Consider the following 18974-nt stretch of genomic DNA (forward strand, 5'->3'; position numbering starts at 1 on the left):
CACCGCGACCGTCCACCGACCGAGCCCTCCCCAACGCGCGCGGTCTCTGCCTCCGCGCGCGTCGCGCGCGCTTCGACAGGTGTTCTCGCTCCACTCGCCAACCGCATTCGAGCCCGCGTCCGTGCCGCACCCGTGCGCCGCGCCGCCCACCGCCGGCAAGCAGAGCGCCGTTCGATGCCCGAGCGCAACCGCGATCATGGCCACGGCGGCCAGCACGACCGACTGCGCGACCGACGATGCGAGCGTGTTGCCAGGAATCATCTGGAAGCAAAGCGCGCAGAGGACAAGCGTCGTCGCGAACAGCGCAAGTCGATGCGCACGAACGGCACGGACGAAGCGTGCCGTTCCGGCGCGCAGGCTCGCGCCGGAACCGGGTTCGCTAGGATGCCGCAAGCCCACGCGCCACCCCCTGCCTTTCGCTCCGAAGCCGTCCTTTTCAGCAGTATACTGGACACCGCCCAGCAATCGCCCGACGACCCGAACGAGCCCGGCAATCGGCCGACACACCCGAACCCGACAGGAACACCGATGCCCACCAGCCCCGCATCTCATCACAATCTCTCCGACCCCGCCGGCGACTGCGGTGCCGACCGCATCGGCCTGTCATCGTTCGCGCTCAAGATCGTCGCAATCGTGGGCATGACCCTGAACCACGCAGCCTATATCTTCTATCCCTATCTGCCGTTCGAAGCTCAATGCGTCATGCTTGCCGTGGGCGGCGTCACGTTTCCCGTCATGGCGTTTCTGCTGGTGGAAGGATATCGATACACATCGAATATGCGAAAATACGCAGGAAGGCTACTCGTGTTCGCGCTCGTGTCCGAGGTGCCGTACTGGCTGTTCCTCTCGCACGAAGGCAACGTGCTGTTCACGCTGCTGCTGGGGCTGGCAGCGCTTTACTTGTACGACCATGTGGAGCAGCGCGCAGCGTTTTGGTTGATCTTCACCGTCATCGTCGCGGCGAGCTCGCTGTGCGACTGGGGAATTCTCGGCGTGGTCATGATCCTGATGATTCGCATCATGCCCGACCGACGGCAGCGCGTTGTCTACCCTGTCCTCGTACCCATCGCGTCTCTCGGCCTTCCGCGCTTGTCGGCGCTCATGTCCTCGCTCGATCTCGTGCATCTGCCGTTCATGCTCTATGCTTTCGTCGGCTGCACCGGGGCGATTCCGCTTTTGCTGTCCTACAACGGGCGGCGCGGACGCCCCCTCAAATACTTCTTTTACGCGTATTACCCTGCGCACATCTTTGTGCTCGGTCTTGCCAAAGGACTGATGTTCGGCGACTGGATGCTCGGATTTTAGCATCGTGCCCGGAAACCGCACGATCGCAGGTTCCGGGCACGCCTTTCTCCTTGCCTCTACTCGCCACGCGAACGCGCGACGCTACTTCCAATCGGCTCCGAGCACCACCAAAAAGCCCGTGTCGAACACGTACGTGCCGTCATTGTGCTTGACAACGCTTGCACCCAGCGCGTCGGCGATTTCCTGCGCCTCGTCAGCCTGCCCTTCTTCACGGTACACCACGACGGTCTTCGCGTAATTGAAGTTCTCGGCGTTGCCCGCATCCACGTTGTGGTAGCCCAGCGCCTCGAGGCGTTCGGCCGCCTCGGCGCCGGCGCCGGCAATGCCGTTGCCGTTGCGCACGGCCACCGAGCCCGACTTTTTCGTCGACGAACTCCCCGACCCTGCGCTCGAACTCGGGCCCTTCGGGCCGCTGCCGGTGGAGGCAAGCACCGTTCCCGAAGCCTCGTCGACAACATCTTCCTCAGTGGGGGGCAGACCCTGGTCCACGCGGTTCATCATCTCTTTCCAAGCTTCGACATCGGTAATTTCGTACCATACGTCGCCGATGTACTCCGACGTTGTGGGTTCCATGGCGGAGTAGATATCGTTGTCGGGATCGAGGCCCTGCATGGTCTGGGCGATGCCGATGATGTCCGTGATCCCCAGATCCGTGGTCACGTACCCGCTGAGCGACGTGATGGTGTTCGCCATGGTGGCCACGTCGGAGGACAGCAGCTTCTTCGCGATAGCCGCCAGCACAAGACGCTGATTGGCGGCGCGATAGGAGTCACCATCGCCGTAATCGTCGTATGCGTGGCGCGAACGGCACAAAACGAGCGCTTGGTCGCCGTCGAGCGTCTGGAGACCCGCGTCAAGGTGGCCGCCCGCCATGTCGTCGTCGATCTCCATGGGGACATTCACCTCCACGCCGCCAAGCGCATCGACGATCTCCTTGAACCCGTCGAAGTTGATCTCGGCGTAATGGGATATGTCAACGCCGGCGAAATCGGAAATAGTCTCGACCGCAAAGGACGGCCCGCCGATGGCATGGGCTGCGTTGATCTTGTTCTGGCCGTACTCGCCCATGTCAACGAGCGTGTCACGGTGGATGGAAACGAGCGTGACTTGCTTTTTCTGCGGATCGATGCGCGTAAGCATAATACTGTCGCTGCGGAACTGGTCTCCTGCGTACTCGCTGGACGCCTCGCGCTCGCTCGACCCGTCCACGCCCATGAGCAGTACGTAGAACGGCTCGCCCGCCATATCGGTAGCAACAAGCGCGTCGCGCAGAGCCGGATCGACGCCTGCATGCAGCTTGTCGCTGATGTTCTGGTAGAAGGCGAACGCGGCTCCGGCGCCACCGAGGCATAGCACGACAACCGCCCCAATCGCGATCATGGCGATCTTTTTGCGCTTGCGGCGCTTGCGCTCGCGCGTATAATCGCGCTGCGTCATGCGCGCGGCGGTCGAACGCTGACGGTCGGCCTGATCCGAGCCGTACGCGCTGTTGCGGGAGTATGCGGATGCATCAAAGGAGTCGTGACGTTGATACCTTCGGGAATCGCGGCTTACCTCCGAAGCACGCACGGTGCGGTTCGAGTCGACGGACGCGCGACGAGCGCGCCAAGAGTTGCTGCGTTGGCTAGTCATACCGTCATTGTGGCTGGGTCGATGCGGCAATGCAAGCGCGGCGCAACCTTCTCTCCGAAAACGTCACAGGCACGCGAAGACTCATGCGCACGATCCAAGCATCGCAACAGCTATCCCGAAGATGTTGAAGGATGCACAAGACCCGCTGCAAGCGCGGCGAACGGGCAGTCAGGCCCTACGCGACGCCGAAGCGCTTGCACAGCTCCTCATTGGCAGCCAGCTCAACGGCATCGTCGAGCGGCACGAGAGCCGCACGTCCGGCGCCCTTCCCCGTGCGCTTTACATGACGATCGAGAGCGCGCGCCAGCAGATCGTCGGCCACGTGGGGATTCTTTGCCAGCAGAGGACCGTGCAGGTACGTGCCGATCACATTCTTATAGCGCACGCCGTCGCGGCGGTCGTCATCGTTGTTGCCGTGCCCACCTGCAGACACCACGTCGCCGAACGCCTCGACGCCCGTGCCGAGATGCGTGCGACCTGCATGGTTCTCGTAGCCCACAATAGGCTGCGCAAGCAAAGGGGAGCGCAGGACGATGTTGTCGATAAGGCGATCGGCCGAAGTGCCCGGTCGCTCGGTGGTCATGTCGACAATGCCGAGGCCTTTCACCACCTCGTCGCCGAGCAGCCATTCATAACCAAGTATCTGATACCCGCCGCATACGGCCAACAGAACGCCATCATCCTCGACGTAGGCTTTCAGATCGTCGCGCATGCGCATAAGCTCGACGGAAGCTAGACGCTGCTCACGATCGGGGCCGCCGCCGAGCACGACGAGATCGACGCTCGACAAGTCCACCGACTGGCCGTGGCGCACACGCTCGACCTGGACAGGAATACCGCGCCATGCCAGTCTCTGTTCGAGAATGCGCACGTTACCGCCATCCCCATACAGGTTGAGCAGGTCGGGGAACAGGTGCGCTATCACAAGCGAAGAACCTGCGGAAACACCCTCCATCTGCAGAGGATCAGCGGCCGCATCTGCCCCCTGCGGCGATGCGTTTGCGGCAGACGCCGTGCTGTGCGCTTTGCCGACCGGCGCGGGCGCAGTCGACGCTCGCAGCCGCTCAGCCGCAGCCGAAGCGGCCGCGGCTGAGCTCACCGGTTCAGAATCTCCAGCGCTAGGAGAACTCGAAGCTGCCGCGGCCACGTGCGCGGCACGCCCCGCCTCCACGCGCCGGTTGAGCGCATCCTGCACGATCGGGAGCGCCGTATAATTGGCGATAAGGTAGGCATTCGCATCCTTCGGCAGCTGATAGACACGTTCGAGCGCGTCATCGGCGTTCTCGACAACATCGGCGTTTATGCCGGCGTACTTCAGTCGTACCTGCATGTCCCGGCCGCGCGCGCCCCCCGCAAGAACCACGAGTCCGTCATGGGCGCCCAATTCCTCGAAGTCGATATCCCACAGCCATGAGACGTCGCGGCCGTCGCCTTCTTTGTCATTGACGAAGAAGGCGACGGCCTTGCGAGCCGGATCCTGAACGACGATCTTAAGGTTCTGATTAAAGCCCGTCGGATTCTTCGCGAGGTTGAGCAGCACCCGACGCCCTTCAAGGTCGAACGCCTGTAAGCGTCCGTTTTGAGGGTCGAACGCGTCGATAGCGCGCTGAATGGCCTCATTCGTACAGCCAAGCGTGTCGGCCACTGCCGCAACCGCTGCGAGGTTGTACACCATGTATGCACCATTGAAAGGAGCGCGAACTGAGAGCTTGTCAGAAGTACCGTCCTGTCGCGGCGGAGCCTCAAGCGAGAACGACAGCCCAGCTGCGCTCAGTTCTACATTCCGCGCGGCATACGCAAGCGCTGGGCGCGAGAAACCGCAGGTCGGGCAACTGTAGTCACCTAGCTGGCCATACTGACGGTAGGCATACTCCAACATACCCGAGCACTTCTGGCACATCAGCGCGTCGGCCACCGAGTTCTGCGGGAGTCCCAAATCCTCCCCGATACCGAACCCGATCGTGGGGTTGGCAATGCGATCGGCAATGGCGGCGCATAACGGATCGTCCGCGTTGTATATAAGCGTCGTCGCGGGCGAGCTGGTCAGTGCGCCGACGATGCTGTCCTGGATGCGGCTGATCTCGCCCATCCGATCGAGCTGATCGCGAAACAGGTTGAGCAGTACGACATACGTCGCTTGCAGCTGGGGCAGCGTCTTAGCCAACCACAGCTCGTCGATTTCGAAAACCCCCCAGTCTGCAGACTTCGCATGAAGCAGCGCAGCCGCCACGCCGGATCCCAGATTCGCACCCGTCCGATTGCAGGCAACGAGAGCGCCTTCGCCTTCAAGCACGTCGGCCAGCAGATTCGTCACCGTCGTCTTACCGTTCGTGCCGACCACCATGACCGAGCCCTTCGTCAGCCTGCTCGATGCGTGCGCGATGACCTGCGGGTCGACGCGCAGGGCCGCCTTACCGGGGAAGTATGCAGCGGGTCGATGGAATACGTTTTTCAAACCCCAGGTGGAAACGCTGCTGATCGCGCGTGCAGCGGCGAACTGCAAACTCATGAGGACATCCTTTCGGCTCGTTTCGTCCAGTATAAACCGTTCGACTTCCCGCTTCGGGCCCCACTGCCCTACGCCAGAGCGAGCCTCCATACAAATTTCAGTGGAAGTGCATCGTTCGCCCACCCCCTGCCGATAAGATGCCCGTATAGTGATACTATATTCGAGTTATCTCACGAAACACACCACGATCGCGCGCAACGCGATGTACGACGCAGCAATGGGGAGAACATGACAGATACCAGACTGGGCGGCATTCCCTCGCCGCTGGAAGGTGGCGACCCGAGATCCGGCCGAACCGAAGGATCCGATCCGGTGCCGCAGGCAAGTCCAAATGCAAACCGCAACCACGTAGGATCTTCTGCGCAGCCGCATCCTGGAACCATTCCTGGACGAAACGTACCTGCTCATCCGGCTGCGCGTCCGGCCACAGGGTCAACGCCGCGCGTCGCCCATGTTCAGAATGCTGCCTATCAGCAGCAAATCGCAAACGAGCGGTACCGCCAAACCCATCAACGCAGTGCGACGAATCCCGGGCAGCGGTCGCCTTACCAGGATCACGAGCGCTACAAGCGCATCGCCCAGAAACCGAAGGTCCCGGTGGGTCGTCGCATCGCAGGGATCGCGCTCGCGCTGGGCGTAGTCGCGGTCATCGCGGTCGGAGGCTTCCTGTACGTGCAGAACCTGCCCATCGCCATCACGCTTAACGGCAACGAATTCGAAGTCGATGGCGACAAGACCATCGCCGACGTTCTACGCAAGAGCGGCATACGGCCCCTCGCCGGCGATTTGGTGGCTGTTGACGGCAGCGTGTTGGAGGCCGGCCAGGGCGAACCGTTCCATGCGACCATCAACGGCGAAGCGACCACCGACTCCGCAGCCAAACTCTCCGCCGGCGACGTTGTCGAGATCGGCAACGGCAACCCGATCGAAGAGCCCTCGGACGCCGTCGAGGAGGCCGTGCCCTTTGAAGTGCGCGAAGAGGGGACGGGCGCCATCCACATCATCGAAGGCGACGGGACCGATGGCGTAAAGGCGACAAAAACCGGGAAACTATCGGGTCTCGTAGCCGAGCAGATCACCAAGGAGCCTTCGGACATCGTCTGCCGCAAGGTGGAACCCGATGTCGGCGACGACAAGGTCATTGCGCTCACATTCGACGACGGTCCCTGGGAGGAGTATACCGAGCAGATTCTCGACATTCTCAAAGAGAATGGGGCCAAGGCGACGTTCTTCACCGTTGGCGACCGCATCGCCGGCGCCGGCGTAGACCACGTCAAACGCGCCGTGGCCGAAGGGCACCAGGTGTGCACGCACAGCTTCGACCACGCAGACGGAAGCGGCCAGGGCGTCAACCTTGGATTCATGACGCCCGAAGAGCAGGTGGCCGAGATCGAGAAAGGCTACGCCGCCATCGAAGAGGCGACGGGCGCAAAAGCGAGCACTGTCATCCGCACGCCCGGCGGGAACTTCGGCACCGAGGTCATTCGCAATTTGAAACCTTACATCAGCGCCGAAATAGGGTGGAACATCGATACTACCGACTGGAAACGACCCGGAGCGGATGCCATCGCCGAGCAAATGAAGAGCGCCCGGCCCGGAGCCATCCTTCTGATGCACGACGGAGGCGGCAACCGCTCCCAGACCGTGGAAGCGCTACGGCAGGCCCTGCCCTATCTCAAGGAGAAGGGGTACCGGTTCATTACCATCGACGAGCTTATGGAGTATCCGCTGGCCTAGCCGCGTCTGCCGCCGTGGCCGCTCTTACCTGATACCGCGACGACCCGCAGAACGATCGATTCTGCGGGTCGTTCTATTTTCTGAATCTATCGATCCATAGAAACTAACGATGGAAGATCGAATGATTCCTCCGGCACGTAGTTGATCAGAAACCTACAATAAGGTCACCGAGAAACCATTTGAGAAACCGAGGCAGGGGGACTGCAACAATGAGCATGCAATCGGGCTCGCAGAAGGTGATCAGCAGTGGATGCTAGCCAAATCATTTCAATAGGCATATTCGTTATCACCTTCGCGGCCATTATGACGGAGAAGCTCCATCGCGCACTCGCCGCGATCGTCGGAGCCTTCCTTTTGCTGGCGCTTCATATCCTGTCGTTCGATCAGGCCATGGAGCATATCGACTTCAATACGCTCGGTGTGCTGTTCGGCATGATGCTGTTCGTCTCCGTCGTGAAGTTGTCGGGCGTCTTCGAGTTTCTCGCCGTCAAGTGCGCTCGACTTGCAAAGGGCGACCCGTGGAAGATCATGATGCTGTTCGTTCTGCTCACGGCAGTCCTATCGGCGTTTCTCGACAACGTGACCACCGTGCTGCTCATCGGGCCAATGACGATCACCGTCTGCAAGATGCTCGACATCAATCCCATCCCGTTCTTCATGACCGAGATCTTGGCATCGAACATCGGCGGCACGGCGACGCTCATCGGCGATCCGCCGAACATCATGATCGGCTCGGCTGCCGGATTCACGTTCCTCGACTTCATCATGTACGACGCACCAGCAGTCGTCATCATCCTCGCCGCGATCCTCGTCGTGTTCTACTTCTTGTATGGGCGCAAATTGAACGTGAACGACGAGCACAAGAAACGCGTCATGGAGCTGGACGAACATGCGCAGATCAAGAATCATCGTCTGCTCAAACAGAGCGTTGTTATGGTGGGGCTTGTCGTGATTGGCTTTATGGCGCATGGAGCACTCGGACTCGAGTCGAGCGTTATCGCCCTGGGCGCTGCGGGCATTCTCCTGCTCATCTCGGGCGAGAAGATCGAACATGCACTTTCGCAGGTCGAGTGGACCACGCTCGCCTTCTTCGCCGGCCTGTTCATCATCGTGGGCGCGCTCTCTGAAACCGGTGTGATCGAGATGCTGGCCTATGCGCTCATCGACGTGACCGGCGGCAACGTGTTCATCACGATGCTCGTACTTCTGGTGGGCTCGGCCGTGATATCGAGCTTCCTGGACAACATCCCCTTCGTGGCCACGATGATTCCCATCCTGCTGGCCATGGAGTCCACCGGCATGGACGTCACGCCTCTGTGGTGGGCTGTTTCGCTTGGCGCATGCTTGGGTGGCAACGGCACGATCATTGGTGCGAGCGCGAACGTGGTGCTGAGCGACATCAGCAAGAAAAACGGCCACGAGATCACATTTATCAGCTTCCTCAAAGTCGGCTTCCCCATCATGATGCTGACCGTGGTCATCGCCGGGCTGTACCTGATTCTCAGGTTCCCGCCGATGTAGCGAAACCGAGCTTCTCAATCGGACCGCCGACCACACGCAGGCCTGGCCAAACGCCCGGCCTGCGTGTGGTCGGCCATCGACCAATCGACCTCAATCCGATGCGTTTCGTTCGTTTCGTTCAAAACCCCTTGCAGGCAAAACATGGTTTAGGTATACTTCATTCTTGCGCTTCGCATTGAAGCCGTATGCCAACGTGGCTCAGCTGGTAGAGCAACGCACTCGTAATGCGTAGGTCAGCGGTTCGAATCCGCTCGTTGGCTCCAGAAAAAGTGCAGGCCAGCTAGGGAAACTTAGCTGGCCTGTTTCTTTATATGCGCGCCAAAACCACCTCTAGGACACAACCGGGGCACAACGGACAAAGACTAGGCTGTTTTCACCTCTATGATACGTGGCGATGGCCGCATCGATGAACACGGTGCGCTTCTTACAACGGCCCTTCGGCGGCTTTATCTCGCCGTAAGTGCTGCGCTGCTGAACGGCGTGGATACACGGCTGGTTCAGGTCAACACTCCTCCAACATAGCCCCACCACTTCGCCTAAGCGCATGCCCGTGACAAGCCCGACCCTCACCGCGAGGATGAGGGATTTCTATCGCACCTGTTGGGTTTTGTTGAGCTTGGGAATCCCGTGGAATGTCGCAGCGGGCGCAAGGATGCCCAGCACTACTGATGCGGATGTGCTACAATCAAGCCAATCGGTGGTGCCCCGCCTGGCCGGGCGGCATCGGTTACTCAGCTAGGCCGGGGACTTGTTCAGGGTAACCCGGCCTTCTTCATGCCCAACACCGTTCGCCCTACTCCTTCCTCGCCAGGTCGGCGATGGCAACCATCAAAGCCAGCAATGCGCACACGGCGATCACGGTTTGACTGTCCATGGCAAACACCCCCTCTCGGAGATGCCGTCCGGCAGGATGCGGCGAAGCACCGCGCCCATTGTAGCGCAGGGTGAGGGGTCTATCCCACAGTGAGCGGATAGTGTGCTGTTTGCGGAAGGATCGCGCCCAATCGTCCGAGCATGGGGAAGGAAAATCAAAAATTGCTAACTTCAAAGCGAAAAGTAACAAGCGTTGATAAAACATGTTGAAGAAAGTAGGTTTCAAAGATGGGCATGCAGGAATGGGCAGGAATAGTCGTACCTTCGCTCGTCAGCATAGTCGGTTTTTTAGTGACCTATTTTATGTCGAGAAAGAACCTCAAAGACGGACTAGCTCTAACTGAAAAGGAATTTCAAAACGAGCTATTAAAGCAGCGCAGCGACAAGCGGCTAGAACTAATGGCTAGCGCTCCTTACGATGCACTGGTACTGATGCAGGATATGATTGACTCTGGGAAGAATAAGAAGCACAGCTTTCCCGATACGAAGCTCCTTGAAAAACAGAATAACCTTTATTTCAAGGTCTACGCATATGGCTCACCCTCTTCACTTCATATCCTGTCTTCCATGCAAAGCGAAAACTATCAAGCCAATATGAATAGCATCGTGTCAGTAAATGCACACAGGCTGATCTGCTATTACGTGTTGCTAGCCTCGCAGCTTCGAATGGATGTCACGGGCGAAACAGTAAACCCAGAGGAATGGTTTAAGATGAAATTCAGCGACTACCATAAAACCAAATCCTTATTTGCGGACGCAAATAATCAACTTGTCACTGAGCTCAATCTATCCAAGGACTTTTTTATTCGATAGCGTCGGCATCTCTGCTCGGGGCGAGCGGCGCACCGATCCTCCACCAGCATCGCCCTTCTGACAGCTTCGTCGGCATCGACACGGCGAAATGGTTGCAACCTCTTGCCACTCAGTTATTCAATCGACCCTCGCAGACTCTCATCCGTCTACGCTCAAGTTCTCTACGGCAGTCCAACCTCAGCAGCATTTGCTGCATCTTGCCTGATCATATTAATTATTTCACCTACTCACAGGAGATCGTACACCCGGAAAGCTCTTCCGTGACATCGTTCCATGTCGTAGGGCACCGTCGGACATTGCAGGCCGTCGGTTGGTTTCGCAGCCGGCGACCTGTTCTGCCTGTACATCTTTGCACCTTCGGAACGCAGGGCGGGCGCTCGATGCGGCACAGAAACCGGTAAGCCTTGCGATGCGGAAAGCGCCCAGTGTGCAACGTGCGCGCTGGCAGCCGATCAATGGTTCGCAGGCTCCTCGGTCGGATTCACAGCGCCGCCTGTGAGCACGAGTCTGACGCAGGTTCCTCGTCCCAACTCGCTTTCGACGTCCATATGAGCGCTCGATCCGAAGTAGCCGTGGATGCGGTCGTGCACGTTCTTGACCGCGATGCCCAGGCCGGTGGAGGACTCGGGGTGCAGGATGTTCTGCCGAGCTTCCTCCGTCATCCCCACGCCGTCGTCAGCCACGCTCACCACCACATCGTTCCCTTCGATGCGCCCTGTCACGGTAACGGTGAGTCGCCCTTCGGAAGGCATGGCATGCCGCACAGCATTCTCGACAAGCGGCTGGATAAGAAACGGCGGCACGAGCATATCCTCTACTTCTGCGTCGATATCCACCTGCATGGCGACCCGTTCCGCCCCGAAACGCGCGACTTCGAACGTGAAGTAGCGCTGCGTCTGCTCGATTTCACGCGCAAAGACGATAAGGTCGGCCGAATCCTCGAGAGTCCGTCGGTAGAACACGGCAAATTCTCGCAGCAACGTGCGCGCTGTTTCGGGATCGGTGCGGATCAGCGAGGCTATGGTGTTGATGGTGTTGAACAGGAAATGCGGATTGATCTGACTCTGAAGCATCTTGAGTTCCATACTGGTGGCCAGCTTCGTCTGCTCTTCGAGCGCCGCGGCGGCCATCTGGGTGGACAGCAGCTTGCCGAAGCCCTCGGCAATGGACTTCTGCGTTTCGCTGATATGCTTTGCGCGGCGGTAGTAAAACTTGAGCGTGCCTTCGACGTTCTTCCCAATTTTGAGCGGCACAATCATGGCCGCCCGAATGTTGGTCGTATCGTCGGAAAACCCGATTTCCTCAGGCGTGAACAGGATGCGCATCATCCCGTCATTCAGCGTCGCATGGGTGGCGAGCGTTCGAATCATGCTGCCGGAGGGATTCGCCGCCGCCTCGTATCCAGAATATGCGAGTATCTGCTCCTTATCGGTGATGGCCACAGCAATGGCGGCCGTTGAGGGGAGCAGCAAGCCGCAAATCTTCTGGGCGGCTTCACGATCCAAACCGTCGCTCATGTACGCAAGGGTTTGACTGGCAAGCTTGAGCATCGCATCGGACTGACGAGCTCGCACGGAGTCGGGATCCATGAGCAGACGAATGACCATGACGATGGACAGCGTGAACGACAACCCAGCTGCAAACAGTACGAAGATGTTGATCTCCCGCGTGACAAGGCTGTATAGCAGCACCATGCCCGAGATCACTGCGATGGTGAACATGAGCATCTCGAGCGTGAACAGACGCGAGGGATGCTCCTTTTCGTTCTCCTCCTCCATGCTTCCTCCTGCGATACACCGCCGCCCCGCGCACGACGCAGGCGACGCGATTCCTCTGGGCACGCGCAGAACATCCCCACGCAACCGTAAAGGGCCGCGTGATGTATGCGCGTCTAGCCCAGTATACCGAATTCGTTGAGTACGAGGAGGGCGGCGGCCACAATCAGGAAGCCTCCGAAAATGAAGCGCAGCGTGCGCTCGGGTACGCGATGCACAAGGCGCGCGCCGATAATTGCGCCGGGGATCGATCCGATGGAGATCGCGATGCCGGCCAGGTAATTGATATTGCCCAGCAGGGCCTGCTCGATGACGCCTGGAATAGCGAGGATCATCACGGCGATGAGCGACGTGCCGGAAGCCTGCCGCATCGATATGCCCACAAGCGACAGCATGAGCGGCACCATGATGAACCCGCCGCCCACGCCGACGTAGCCCGATGCCACGCCCGCGCCCAGCCCGATAGCGACGCCGATGAGCAGCTGGTTCCGCGTGAGTTTCCCTGAGGGGAGCTCCATGTTCGAAGCCGATGCAGCGCCTGATGTCCGGCTGGTCTCATGCAATCGCGAATCAGCAGAGGGGGCCCCTCCTGACGTCGCGCCTGCAGCCTGCGCGAAGGAAGTCGCCGGCTCTGGTTGCGCCGGTTTCATCTTGATAGCCTTGCTGAGCATCTTCACGGCAGACCATCCGATGATGAGCGCAGCAACCACCATGATTAGCCACGCTGGCGAAAGCGTTGCCAGCCACACACCCACCGGGGACGTAAGCGCGCCGCCGATGCCGGCGGCAATGCCAAGCGACGGTATGCACGTCTTGTGCCTTACGTGCGATAGCGCACCTGAAATGGAGGTGGGAATGATGGCGAACAGAGACGTGGCTGTGGACATGATAGCGCTCATATCGAACAGGAGGCGAAACACCGGAACCATGACCGTACCTCCGCCGATGCCGAGCAGCCCGGACAACACACCGATGAAAAGGCCAACGAGTGCCGGTATGACGAACTGCACGATAGGTTCCATGTCGAAGTCTGCTCCTCCCGAGGCGAACCGTGGGCGCTGTTCTCAGCGGACCCAGTGTAGCGAAAACCGAAGCCGTCAGCCGCATGACGCTGGTTCAACCCGGAAGCGTCACGCACGCGTTATCATGCGGCAGCACGACGCAGGGAGGTGCCCAGCGGCCACGTCCTCATACTCGCATTACTCGGCGATATTCAGGCGGATTTCGCTTGTCACGCCGGGATCGATACCCGCCGGCCTCGCCGGTTGCGGCGGGACCGCACGGCCCGGATCGATGTTAACCTGCCGCTGTGCAGCAGACTGGATGAGCGCCGTGCGCAGAATCTGGTCGTTCTCCATGCGCGCCATAAGTTCAGGCCACACGAACTGGAACTCGAAGTACTTCGAGCAGTTTCGCTGCGCATATGTGGTCGCCTCGCCGGTCGCGGCCTTCGCCGCTTTGCGGTACGCCCGCTTGTCGGGGCGCGCGAGGCTGCGCAAAAACGCCGTCAGCCTGATACGCCTTGTGATACCCGGCTCCAAAAACGGCCCCGGATACGGCTCGAGCGAGGACGGCTTCACCTGCATAAGATCTATCTGCGTGCGACTGTACTCCATCTTGCGAAACTCGTAGAGCCAACGGAAAATGTCTTGACGGAACCGCGTGCCCTCGCTTTCCGTTTCCGGAGGCAGATGCCGCAAGCTCCATTGGTTGTCCAGCCAGATATCCGAGCCGTACATGCGTAAGTCAAGCATGTAGTCGAGATCCTCGCCGCGCGCGATCCACGGGTCGAACGATAGGCGCTTGAACGCCTCCTTATGCAGTGCCAGGCAACCTCCGCACACGTGGTTCGAGCGGGACAGGCGAGGACCGTGCATGGCCCTCGCCATCATCTTGTTGAATGCCTTGCCCTGCTGCCAGAAATGGTTGTACCACTTGTCCTGGCTTTTCGAAAGGTACGTGCCATCGGAGTTGAAGTAGAAGCCCGTCTTGGCCAGAATGGGGATACCCTTCTTCGTAAGCTTGCCCAGACCGTACATGGCCTTCTGTAGGAAGTCGGCGTCATCGACCACCTCGTCGTCGTCCAGAAACACCACGGAGTCGAAGCCGAGCACGTCGGCCATGACGAGGCCGAGATTGCGCACGGCACCATAGCCGGACAGACCGATTTCCTTCGACAGCTTGCCAAGCCCCAGCTGCTCCATGCGCTGCTGGACGAGCGCGAACTCCGGCGCGCCGATGACGGCGATATTGAGCGACGGGTAACCCGAAGCGATGGACTGGATCTTCTCGGCCGCCTGCACCTCGATAGAGGGCTCGCTGACCACGAGCACGATGATCTGTCCGATACCGCGCACCTTCTGTAACGACGTGAATAAGCGGGAAAGCTCCCCGGACTGCGAAATCGGCGTCATGTGGTCGTAGGTGGTGGTCACGCCGCCGCCGTCCTTGCGGCGGCGAGAGGAAACGAACGTCGGAACGACGATAACTGGGTTCATGCCCGTCCTTCGTGTCGGCCAATAGATCCGCGCCCAGTTCAGACGCCCTGCACATTCCCGCAAGGCGCTGTTAAGGCTAACTTAAGCATTGTAGCGGTTTGTCAAACGGGGAGCATACGCTTCACCGAAACAGTGAAGTGACGGCAACGCGCGGCATGCATCCTTAACGCCAGGTTGATCCACGCGCTATCGATGGCCCTGCGCCGCACCGACGCGCGGTTATGCGGCTGCTTGCTGGACAACCCCCGAGCGTCTGAGCGCCGAAAGCAAGGGCAGCCCGAGCGCGTACATGACGAGCGCTTCCCCGATGCCTGTGGACACGACGCCAAACAGGTACATGGGCAGGTACAGCCCATCGAGCGCAACAGATGTGAACGGAATGGTGTAGTAGCCAAGGCCTTGCAGAAGGAGGGGAAGGTAGGCGGGCACGATGAGCGCATTGGCGATCACCGGCCCGAGCAGCGCGAGCTTCGGACGGTCGCGCAGCTTCCAGCACCACAGCGCGCCGAGAAACGTCGCCAAGCTGCCAAACGCCACGTCGAGCAAGCCGAGTGCGCCGGTACCGTTGATGGCGAGCGCGATCAGGTTCGCAATGGCGCACCCGATGGTGAGACCGGGAACGGCAGCCGGCGTGAGTACGGCCAGAACGCACACGGCCTCGGATAAGCGGAACTGCACAGGGCCCCAGGCCAGCCCTTGCAGCAACAGCAACGTCACGAGGGTCGCAGCCGCATACACCGCGGCGATCATGCCCGCTTGGGCGACATAAGCCGTCTTCTTGTTCGTGTGCGCGTTCATACAGAGCTCCTTGTCTCCACGCAGCCGAAGGGCGGAGACGGAGGGCGGATTAGCGGCGCGGCTTTCCGTAGCCACGCAAACCCGAACGCCAAGTGCGCCGGATTTTTGCGATACCGCCGTGCGTCCACGCGGCTTCACCGCGGGCTATGGGCAACGATTATGTCGCGTATGCAGGGCCCAACGGTGCAAACGCGAAGCTTCGCTCGTCGGAACAAGATCGAAGCCGCTCGCAAGTATAGCAGATACGCGTCCGGGACGACGACGTTTCCGCATCACCGTTTCCGACGGGGCTTGCCCTTGCGGATGGGCTTCTTACGGACGTCGCTCGCCTTCTCGCCGCGCATCCGACGCGCCTCCTCGCGGCGTTCGCGCACTTCCTCCGTCTCCTGTTTAAGAACGCGGTACGAAGCGATCCGCTCGGGCGCAATGCTTCCCGCCTCGACCGCAGCCCGCACGGCGCAGCCCGGCTCGTTCTCGTGCCGACAGTCCCGGAAGCGGCAGCGCTCGGCCAAAGCCTCCACATCGGCGAACGCTGCGCCGATGCCCGCATCGGCCTCCCACATCCCCAGACCGCGCACGCCCGGCATGTCGACAATCCAACCGCCCTGCGGGATAGCGACCATCTCGCGGCTCACGGTGGTATGGCGGCCCTTGCCGTCGCGATTGCGGACAGGCGTGGTATCCTGTATATCTTCGCCCACCAGCATGTTCACCATACTCGACTTGCCCACCCCGCTCTTGCCGATGAGGACCGCCGTCGTGTTCGGCGGCACGAGCGCACGGACGGCCTCCACGCTCGACAAGTCGTTTTCGGAGACGACGAGGGTCTGCACGTCGGACCCCACGAGAGCGCTCACGCGCTCGCGCACTTCGGCCACATGCTCCTCGCTTTCGGCGAGGTCGGCTTTCGTGAGCACCACGGTAACCGTCGCCCCCGTCTCGTATGCCAGCACGAGCTCGCGCTCAAGCCGCCTGACGTTCACGTCGGCCAGCGGCTGAGCCACGATCACGCGATCGAAGTTCGCAGCCAGCACCTGGGGAACCGCCCGCTCGGTAGGATCCTTGCGCACGAATGCGCGCGAACGGGGTGCGATGGATTCGATGATGCCCTTGTCGTGCCCATCGGGCACGGTGGCCTCGACAACATCCCCGACGACGGCGCGTACCTGCGAACCCTTCAACAGAGAGGCCGCCTGCTCGCATCGGACGAGTCTCCCGTCCTCCATGCGCACGAGCGGATACCCGCGATCCAGCTTCACAACCTGACCCTTCTGCAAGCGTCCTCCTTCTGCTTCTCCGCCGATTCGGCTGCGGGCCCAAGGGCACGGGCACCGCTTCGGCCGGTTTCCACGGACGTCAGCGCCTCCGCTCCCGTATCCAATAGAAGACTGCCATCATGGCCAATCCGATGACAACCGTGACGGCACCCGGAATGAACCGGTCGAACTCGAACTCGTCCTCATGGTGCGATCCCGGCTCTACGACGGAAACCACCTCGGCGTGAAGATCGCTCACTCCGTCGTGATCGGGACACACGAGATGAAACGTCCCGCGCACCTGAAGGGTTGTGCCCGTGGTGCCGTACTTTCCGTACGTGTCGATCTTCGCGGCTGATTCGCTCGACATGTACACCGACAGCGTCGCGGCTCCTGCGGGCGCCGCAAGCGTGATCCAGCGATGGCCGCCGCTCAAACCGGCGCGAATGCTATCCCCCACAACCTCGCCCACAACCTGTACGGTCTGATTGTCGTAATAGGTATCTGCCGTACCCAGATCGACGATGGACGTATCGTAGATGAACGAGCTGTCGGGAAGCTGCTGGGTGTTGACCGTGTTGCCGTCGTCGCCCTCCGCGCTGGGACCCTCGTCCGCAAAAGCGAGCGCGGGCGCACACGCCCACAGCGCCGCGGCGAGCGCCACCAACGCGCATGCGATGCGACGCGATGTGCGCAGCTTTGTCGAATACGCCGCCCTCATGAGCGCTGCACCAGCCTTCGCGGGTTGAGCGAGACGACGATCTCCACGACGAGCGCCAAAAGCGTGACGAACTCAAGGCGGCCCGCCCACATCTGCAGAATATAGAAGAGCTCCAGCGTGGGGGGCATACCCGGCGAGATGAGGCCCGACGACAAACCGCCGCTGCTCGCCATGGCCACCGATTCGAAGATGGCCTGCGTCGCTTCGTAACCGTGCGCGATACCCACGAGCGCACCGATGGCGTACGTCACCACGTATAGGATGAACACCATCATCGCTTCTTTCACAACGTCGGGCGCGAGCACGCGACGACCGACATGGTTGTACGACACCACGACGCGCGCCGAATCGGGCGCGAGAGCCTCTTTGATGGCAGCGACGACCGACTTCATGATAATGCCGATACGCCTGAACTTGATACCGCCCGTGGTGGACCCTCCGCTGCCGCCCACCGCCATGAGCACGGCAATGACCAGAAACGCCCCGGACGACAAAACGGTTGTCATCTGATTCGAGGTGATGTTTTGAAAGCCCGTGGTCGAAAACGCCGAAACCACCATGAACAAGCCGCGCCTCAGCATGGCCGGCAGATCCGAAAACTCGGCGCTCGCGCTCAACGACGCGGCAATCACGCAGGCCATAACGCCCAGCCATAGCACCATCGTGCGCGTCTCAAGATCGCGAAAGAACACGGCGACGCGTCCCTTCCACACCTCGGAATGCAGCACGAAGTTGATGGAGCCCAGCAGCATGAGCAGCATGAGCAAAAGCTCGATGGGAAACGAATGATAGTACATAATGCTCTGGCTCATCGGAGCGAAGCCGCCCGTCATAAATCCCGAGATCGCTATCCAGAGCGCATGCAAAAACGCACGCAGCGGCTCCATGCCCATGAAGACGCAAAGGCCGGTGAGTACGATCGTGGCGATGAACGTGATGACCATGGCGATCTTGGCGATGAGCCGCGTGGTCTGCACCACGTTGGGCACTACGTGCTCACTGCGGCCCTCCGACGCATACAGCGCGCTCGCGCCCCTGCCAAACAGCCCGAATGAAAGCGCCACGACGATGAGCCCCAGACCTCCGAGCAGGTGCATCATGAAACGCCACATGTTATCGGCATTGGAGAGGTGGTCGAGATCCTGCACGAGGCTAGCCCCGGTCGTGGTCAAGCCCGACACGCCATCGAACAACGCGTCGAGATAGCTTGCATAGTGGCCCGACAGATGCAGCGGCACGGTGGCGATAAATGCCAGGGCGATCCATGCGAAGCCGGTAACGGCGAGCGCCTGCTGGCGGTTGAGGCGGCCCGGATCGATGCGCAGAAACCGCAGACCCGAGCCCACGATGACCGCAATGCCGATCGTCAACAGATAGCGGCTCGCCGGCTCCCATTCACCGCATGCGAGCGCCGTCACGAACGGGACCAGCAGAGCGAGCGAGGAAAAAAGCGCGAGCACTCCCAGATAATGCCCGATGACGCGAACGTCGTACAAAGAAAATCGTTGCCACATGCGAGCGCCCTACCAGCATCCC

General features: G+C 60.5%; 13 protein-coding genes, 1 tRNA gene and 1 pseudogene. 5 read left to right on the forward strand and 10 right to left on the reverse strand.

Translation table 11 applies throughout. The annotated features are described in order from the left end of the window. Positions 1 to 399, reverse strand: a pseudogene (locus C2L71_RS10780) (hypothetical protein); the annotation flags it as partial. A gap of 129 nt (positions 400 to 528) precedes the next feature. Here C2L71_RS10780 and C2L71_RS10785 point away from each other — a divergent pair. After that, a complete protein-coding gene (locus C2L71_RS10785) occupies positions 529 to 1305 on the forward strand; it encodes a TraX family protein (protein WP_103265763.1) in 777 nt (258 codons plus the stop codon). 81 nt (positions 1306 to 1386) lie between these two features. On the opposite strand, the gene C2L71_RS10790 is transcribed toward C2L71_RS10785, so the two are convergent. Both C2L71_RS10790 and C2L71_RS10795 read right to left on the reverse strand, forming a co-directional pair. Further along, positions 1387 to 2937: an LCP family protein gene (locus C2L71_RS10790; RefSeq protein ID WP_338065899.1), complete on the reverse strand. Its 1551-nt coding sequence runs from the start codon at positions 2935 to 2937 to the stop codon at positions 1387 to 1389. A gap of 175 nt (positions 2938 to 3112) precedes the next feature. Then, the gene (locus C2L71_RS10795) at positions 3113 to 5446 is read right to left on the reverse strand and encodes a MurT ligase domain-containing protein (RefSeq protein WP_103265764.1); all 2334 of its coding nucleotides are present in this window, start codon (positions 5444 to 5446) and stop codon (positions 3113 to 3115) included. Between the two features lie 228 nt (positions 5447 to 5674). Between C2L71_RS10795 and C2L71_RS10800 the strand changes: the two genes are divergently transcribed. The 4 genes from C2L71_RS10800 (at position 5675) to C2L71_RS10815 (ending at position 10390) form a co-directional block, all read left to right on the forward strand. Then, positions 5675 to 7183, forward strand: a complete 1509-nt coding sequence (locus C2L71_RS10800) for a polysaccharide deacetylase family protein (RefSeq protein ID WP_103265765.1) — start codon at positions 5675 to 5677, stop codon at positions 7181 to 7183. A 246-nt stretch (positions 7184 to 7429) separates the two neighbouring features. After that, positions 7430 to 8704 carry an ArsB/NhaD family transporter gene (locus C2L71_RS10805; protein WP_103265766.1) on the forward strand — a complete coding sequence of 425 codons (1275 nt, stop codon included), beginning with the start codon at positions 7430 to 7432 and terminating at the stop codon, positions 8702 to 8704. Between the two features lie 187 nt (positions 8705 to 8891). Further along, positions 8892 to 8967 (forward strand) — tRNA-Thr (locus C2L71_RS10810). Positions 8968 to 9811: 844 nt separating this feature from the next. Continuing rightward, a complete protein-coding gene (locus tag C2L71_RS10815; protein WP_103265767.1) occupies positions 9812 to 10390 on the forward strand; it encodes a hypothetical protein in 579 nt (192 codons plus the stop codon). Positions 10391 to 10842: 452 nt separating this feature from the next. Here C2L71_RS10815 and C2L71_RS10820 read toward each other — a convergent pair whose 3' ends face one another. The 7 genes from C2L71_RS10820 to C2L71_RS10850 form a co-directional block, all read right to left on the reverse strand. After that, a complete protein-coding gene (locus C2L71_RS10820) occupies positions 10843 to 12168 on the reverse strand; it encodes a histidine kinase (protein WP_103265768.1) in 1326 nt (441 codons plus the stop codon). Positions 12169 to 12281: 113 nt separating this feature from the next. Continuing rightward, entirely contained in the window at positions 12282 to 13187 is a 906-nt protein-coding gene (locus C2L71_RS10825; RefSeq protein ID WP_103265769.1) for a sulfite exporter TauE/SafE family protein, read from the reverse strand. Between the two features lie 177 nt (positions 13188 to 13364). Next, positions 13365 to 14663: a glycosyltransferase family 2 protein gene (locus C2L71_RS10830; protein ID WP_103265770.1), complete on the reverse strand. Its 1299-nt coding sequence runs from the start codon at positions 14661 to 14663 to the stop codon at positions 13365 to 13367. 219 nt (positions 14664 to 14882) lie between these two features. Next, positions 14883 to 15461, reverse strand: coding sequence for a QueT transporter family protein (locus C2L71_RS10835; RefSeq protein WP_103265771.1), 579 nt, complete (start codon positions 15459 to 15461; stop codon positions 14883 to 14885). A gap of 272 nt (positions 15462 to 15733) precedes the next feature. Further along, complete coding sequence (gene rsgA, locus C2L71_RS10840) at positions 15734 to 16738, reverse strand: ribosome small subunit-dependent GTPase A (RefSeq protein WP_103265772.1); 1005 nt, start codon at positions 16736 to 16738, stop codon at positions 15734 to 15736. Between the two features lie 79 nt (positions 16739 to 16817). Further along, positions 16818 to 17438: a hydrolase gene (locus C2L71_RS10845; RefSeq protein WP_103265773.1), complete on the reverse strand. Its 621-nt coding sequence runs from the start codon at positions 17436 to 17438 to the stop codon at positions 16818 to 16820. After that, positions 17435 to 18952, reverse strand: a complete 1518-nt coding sequence (locus tag C2L71_RS10850) for a TrkH family potassium uptake protein (protein WP_103265774.1) — start codon at positions 18950 to 18952, stop codon at positions 17435 to 17437. Before C2L71_RS10850 ends, C2L71_RS10845 begins: the two co-directional genes overlap by 4 nt. Between the last annotated feature and the right edge of the window lie 22 nt (positions 18953 to 18974).

Source organism: Enteroscipio rubneri, from assembly GCF_002899715.1.
GTDB classification, from domain to species: domain Bacteria; phylum Actinomycetota; class Coriobacteriia; order Coriobacteriales; family Eggerthellaceae; genus Enteroscipio; species Enteroscipio rubneri.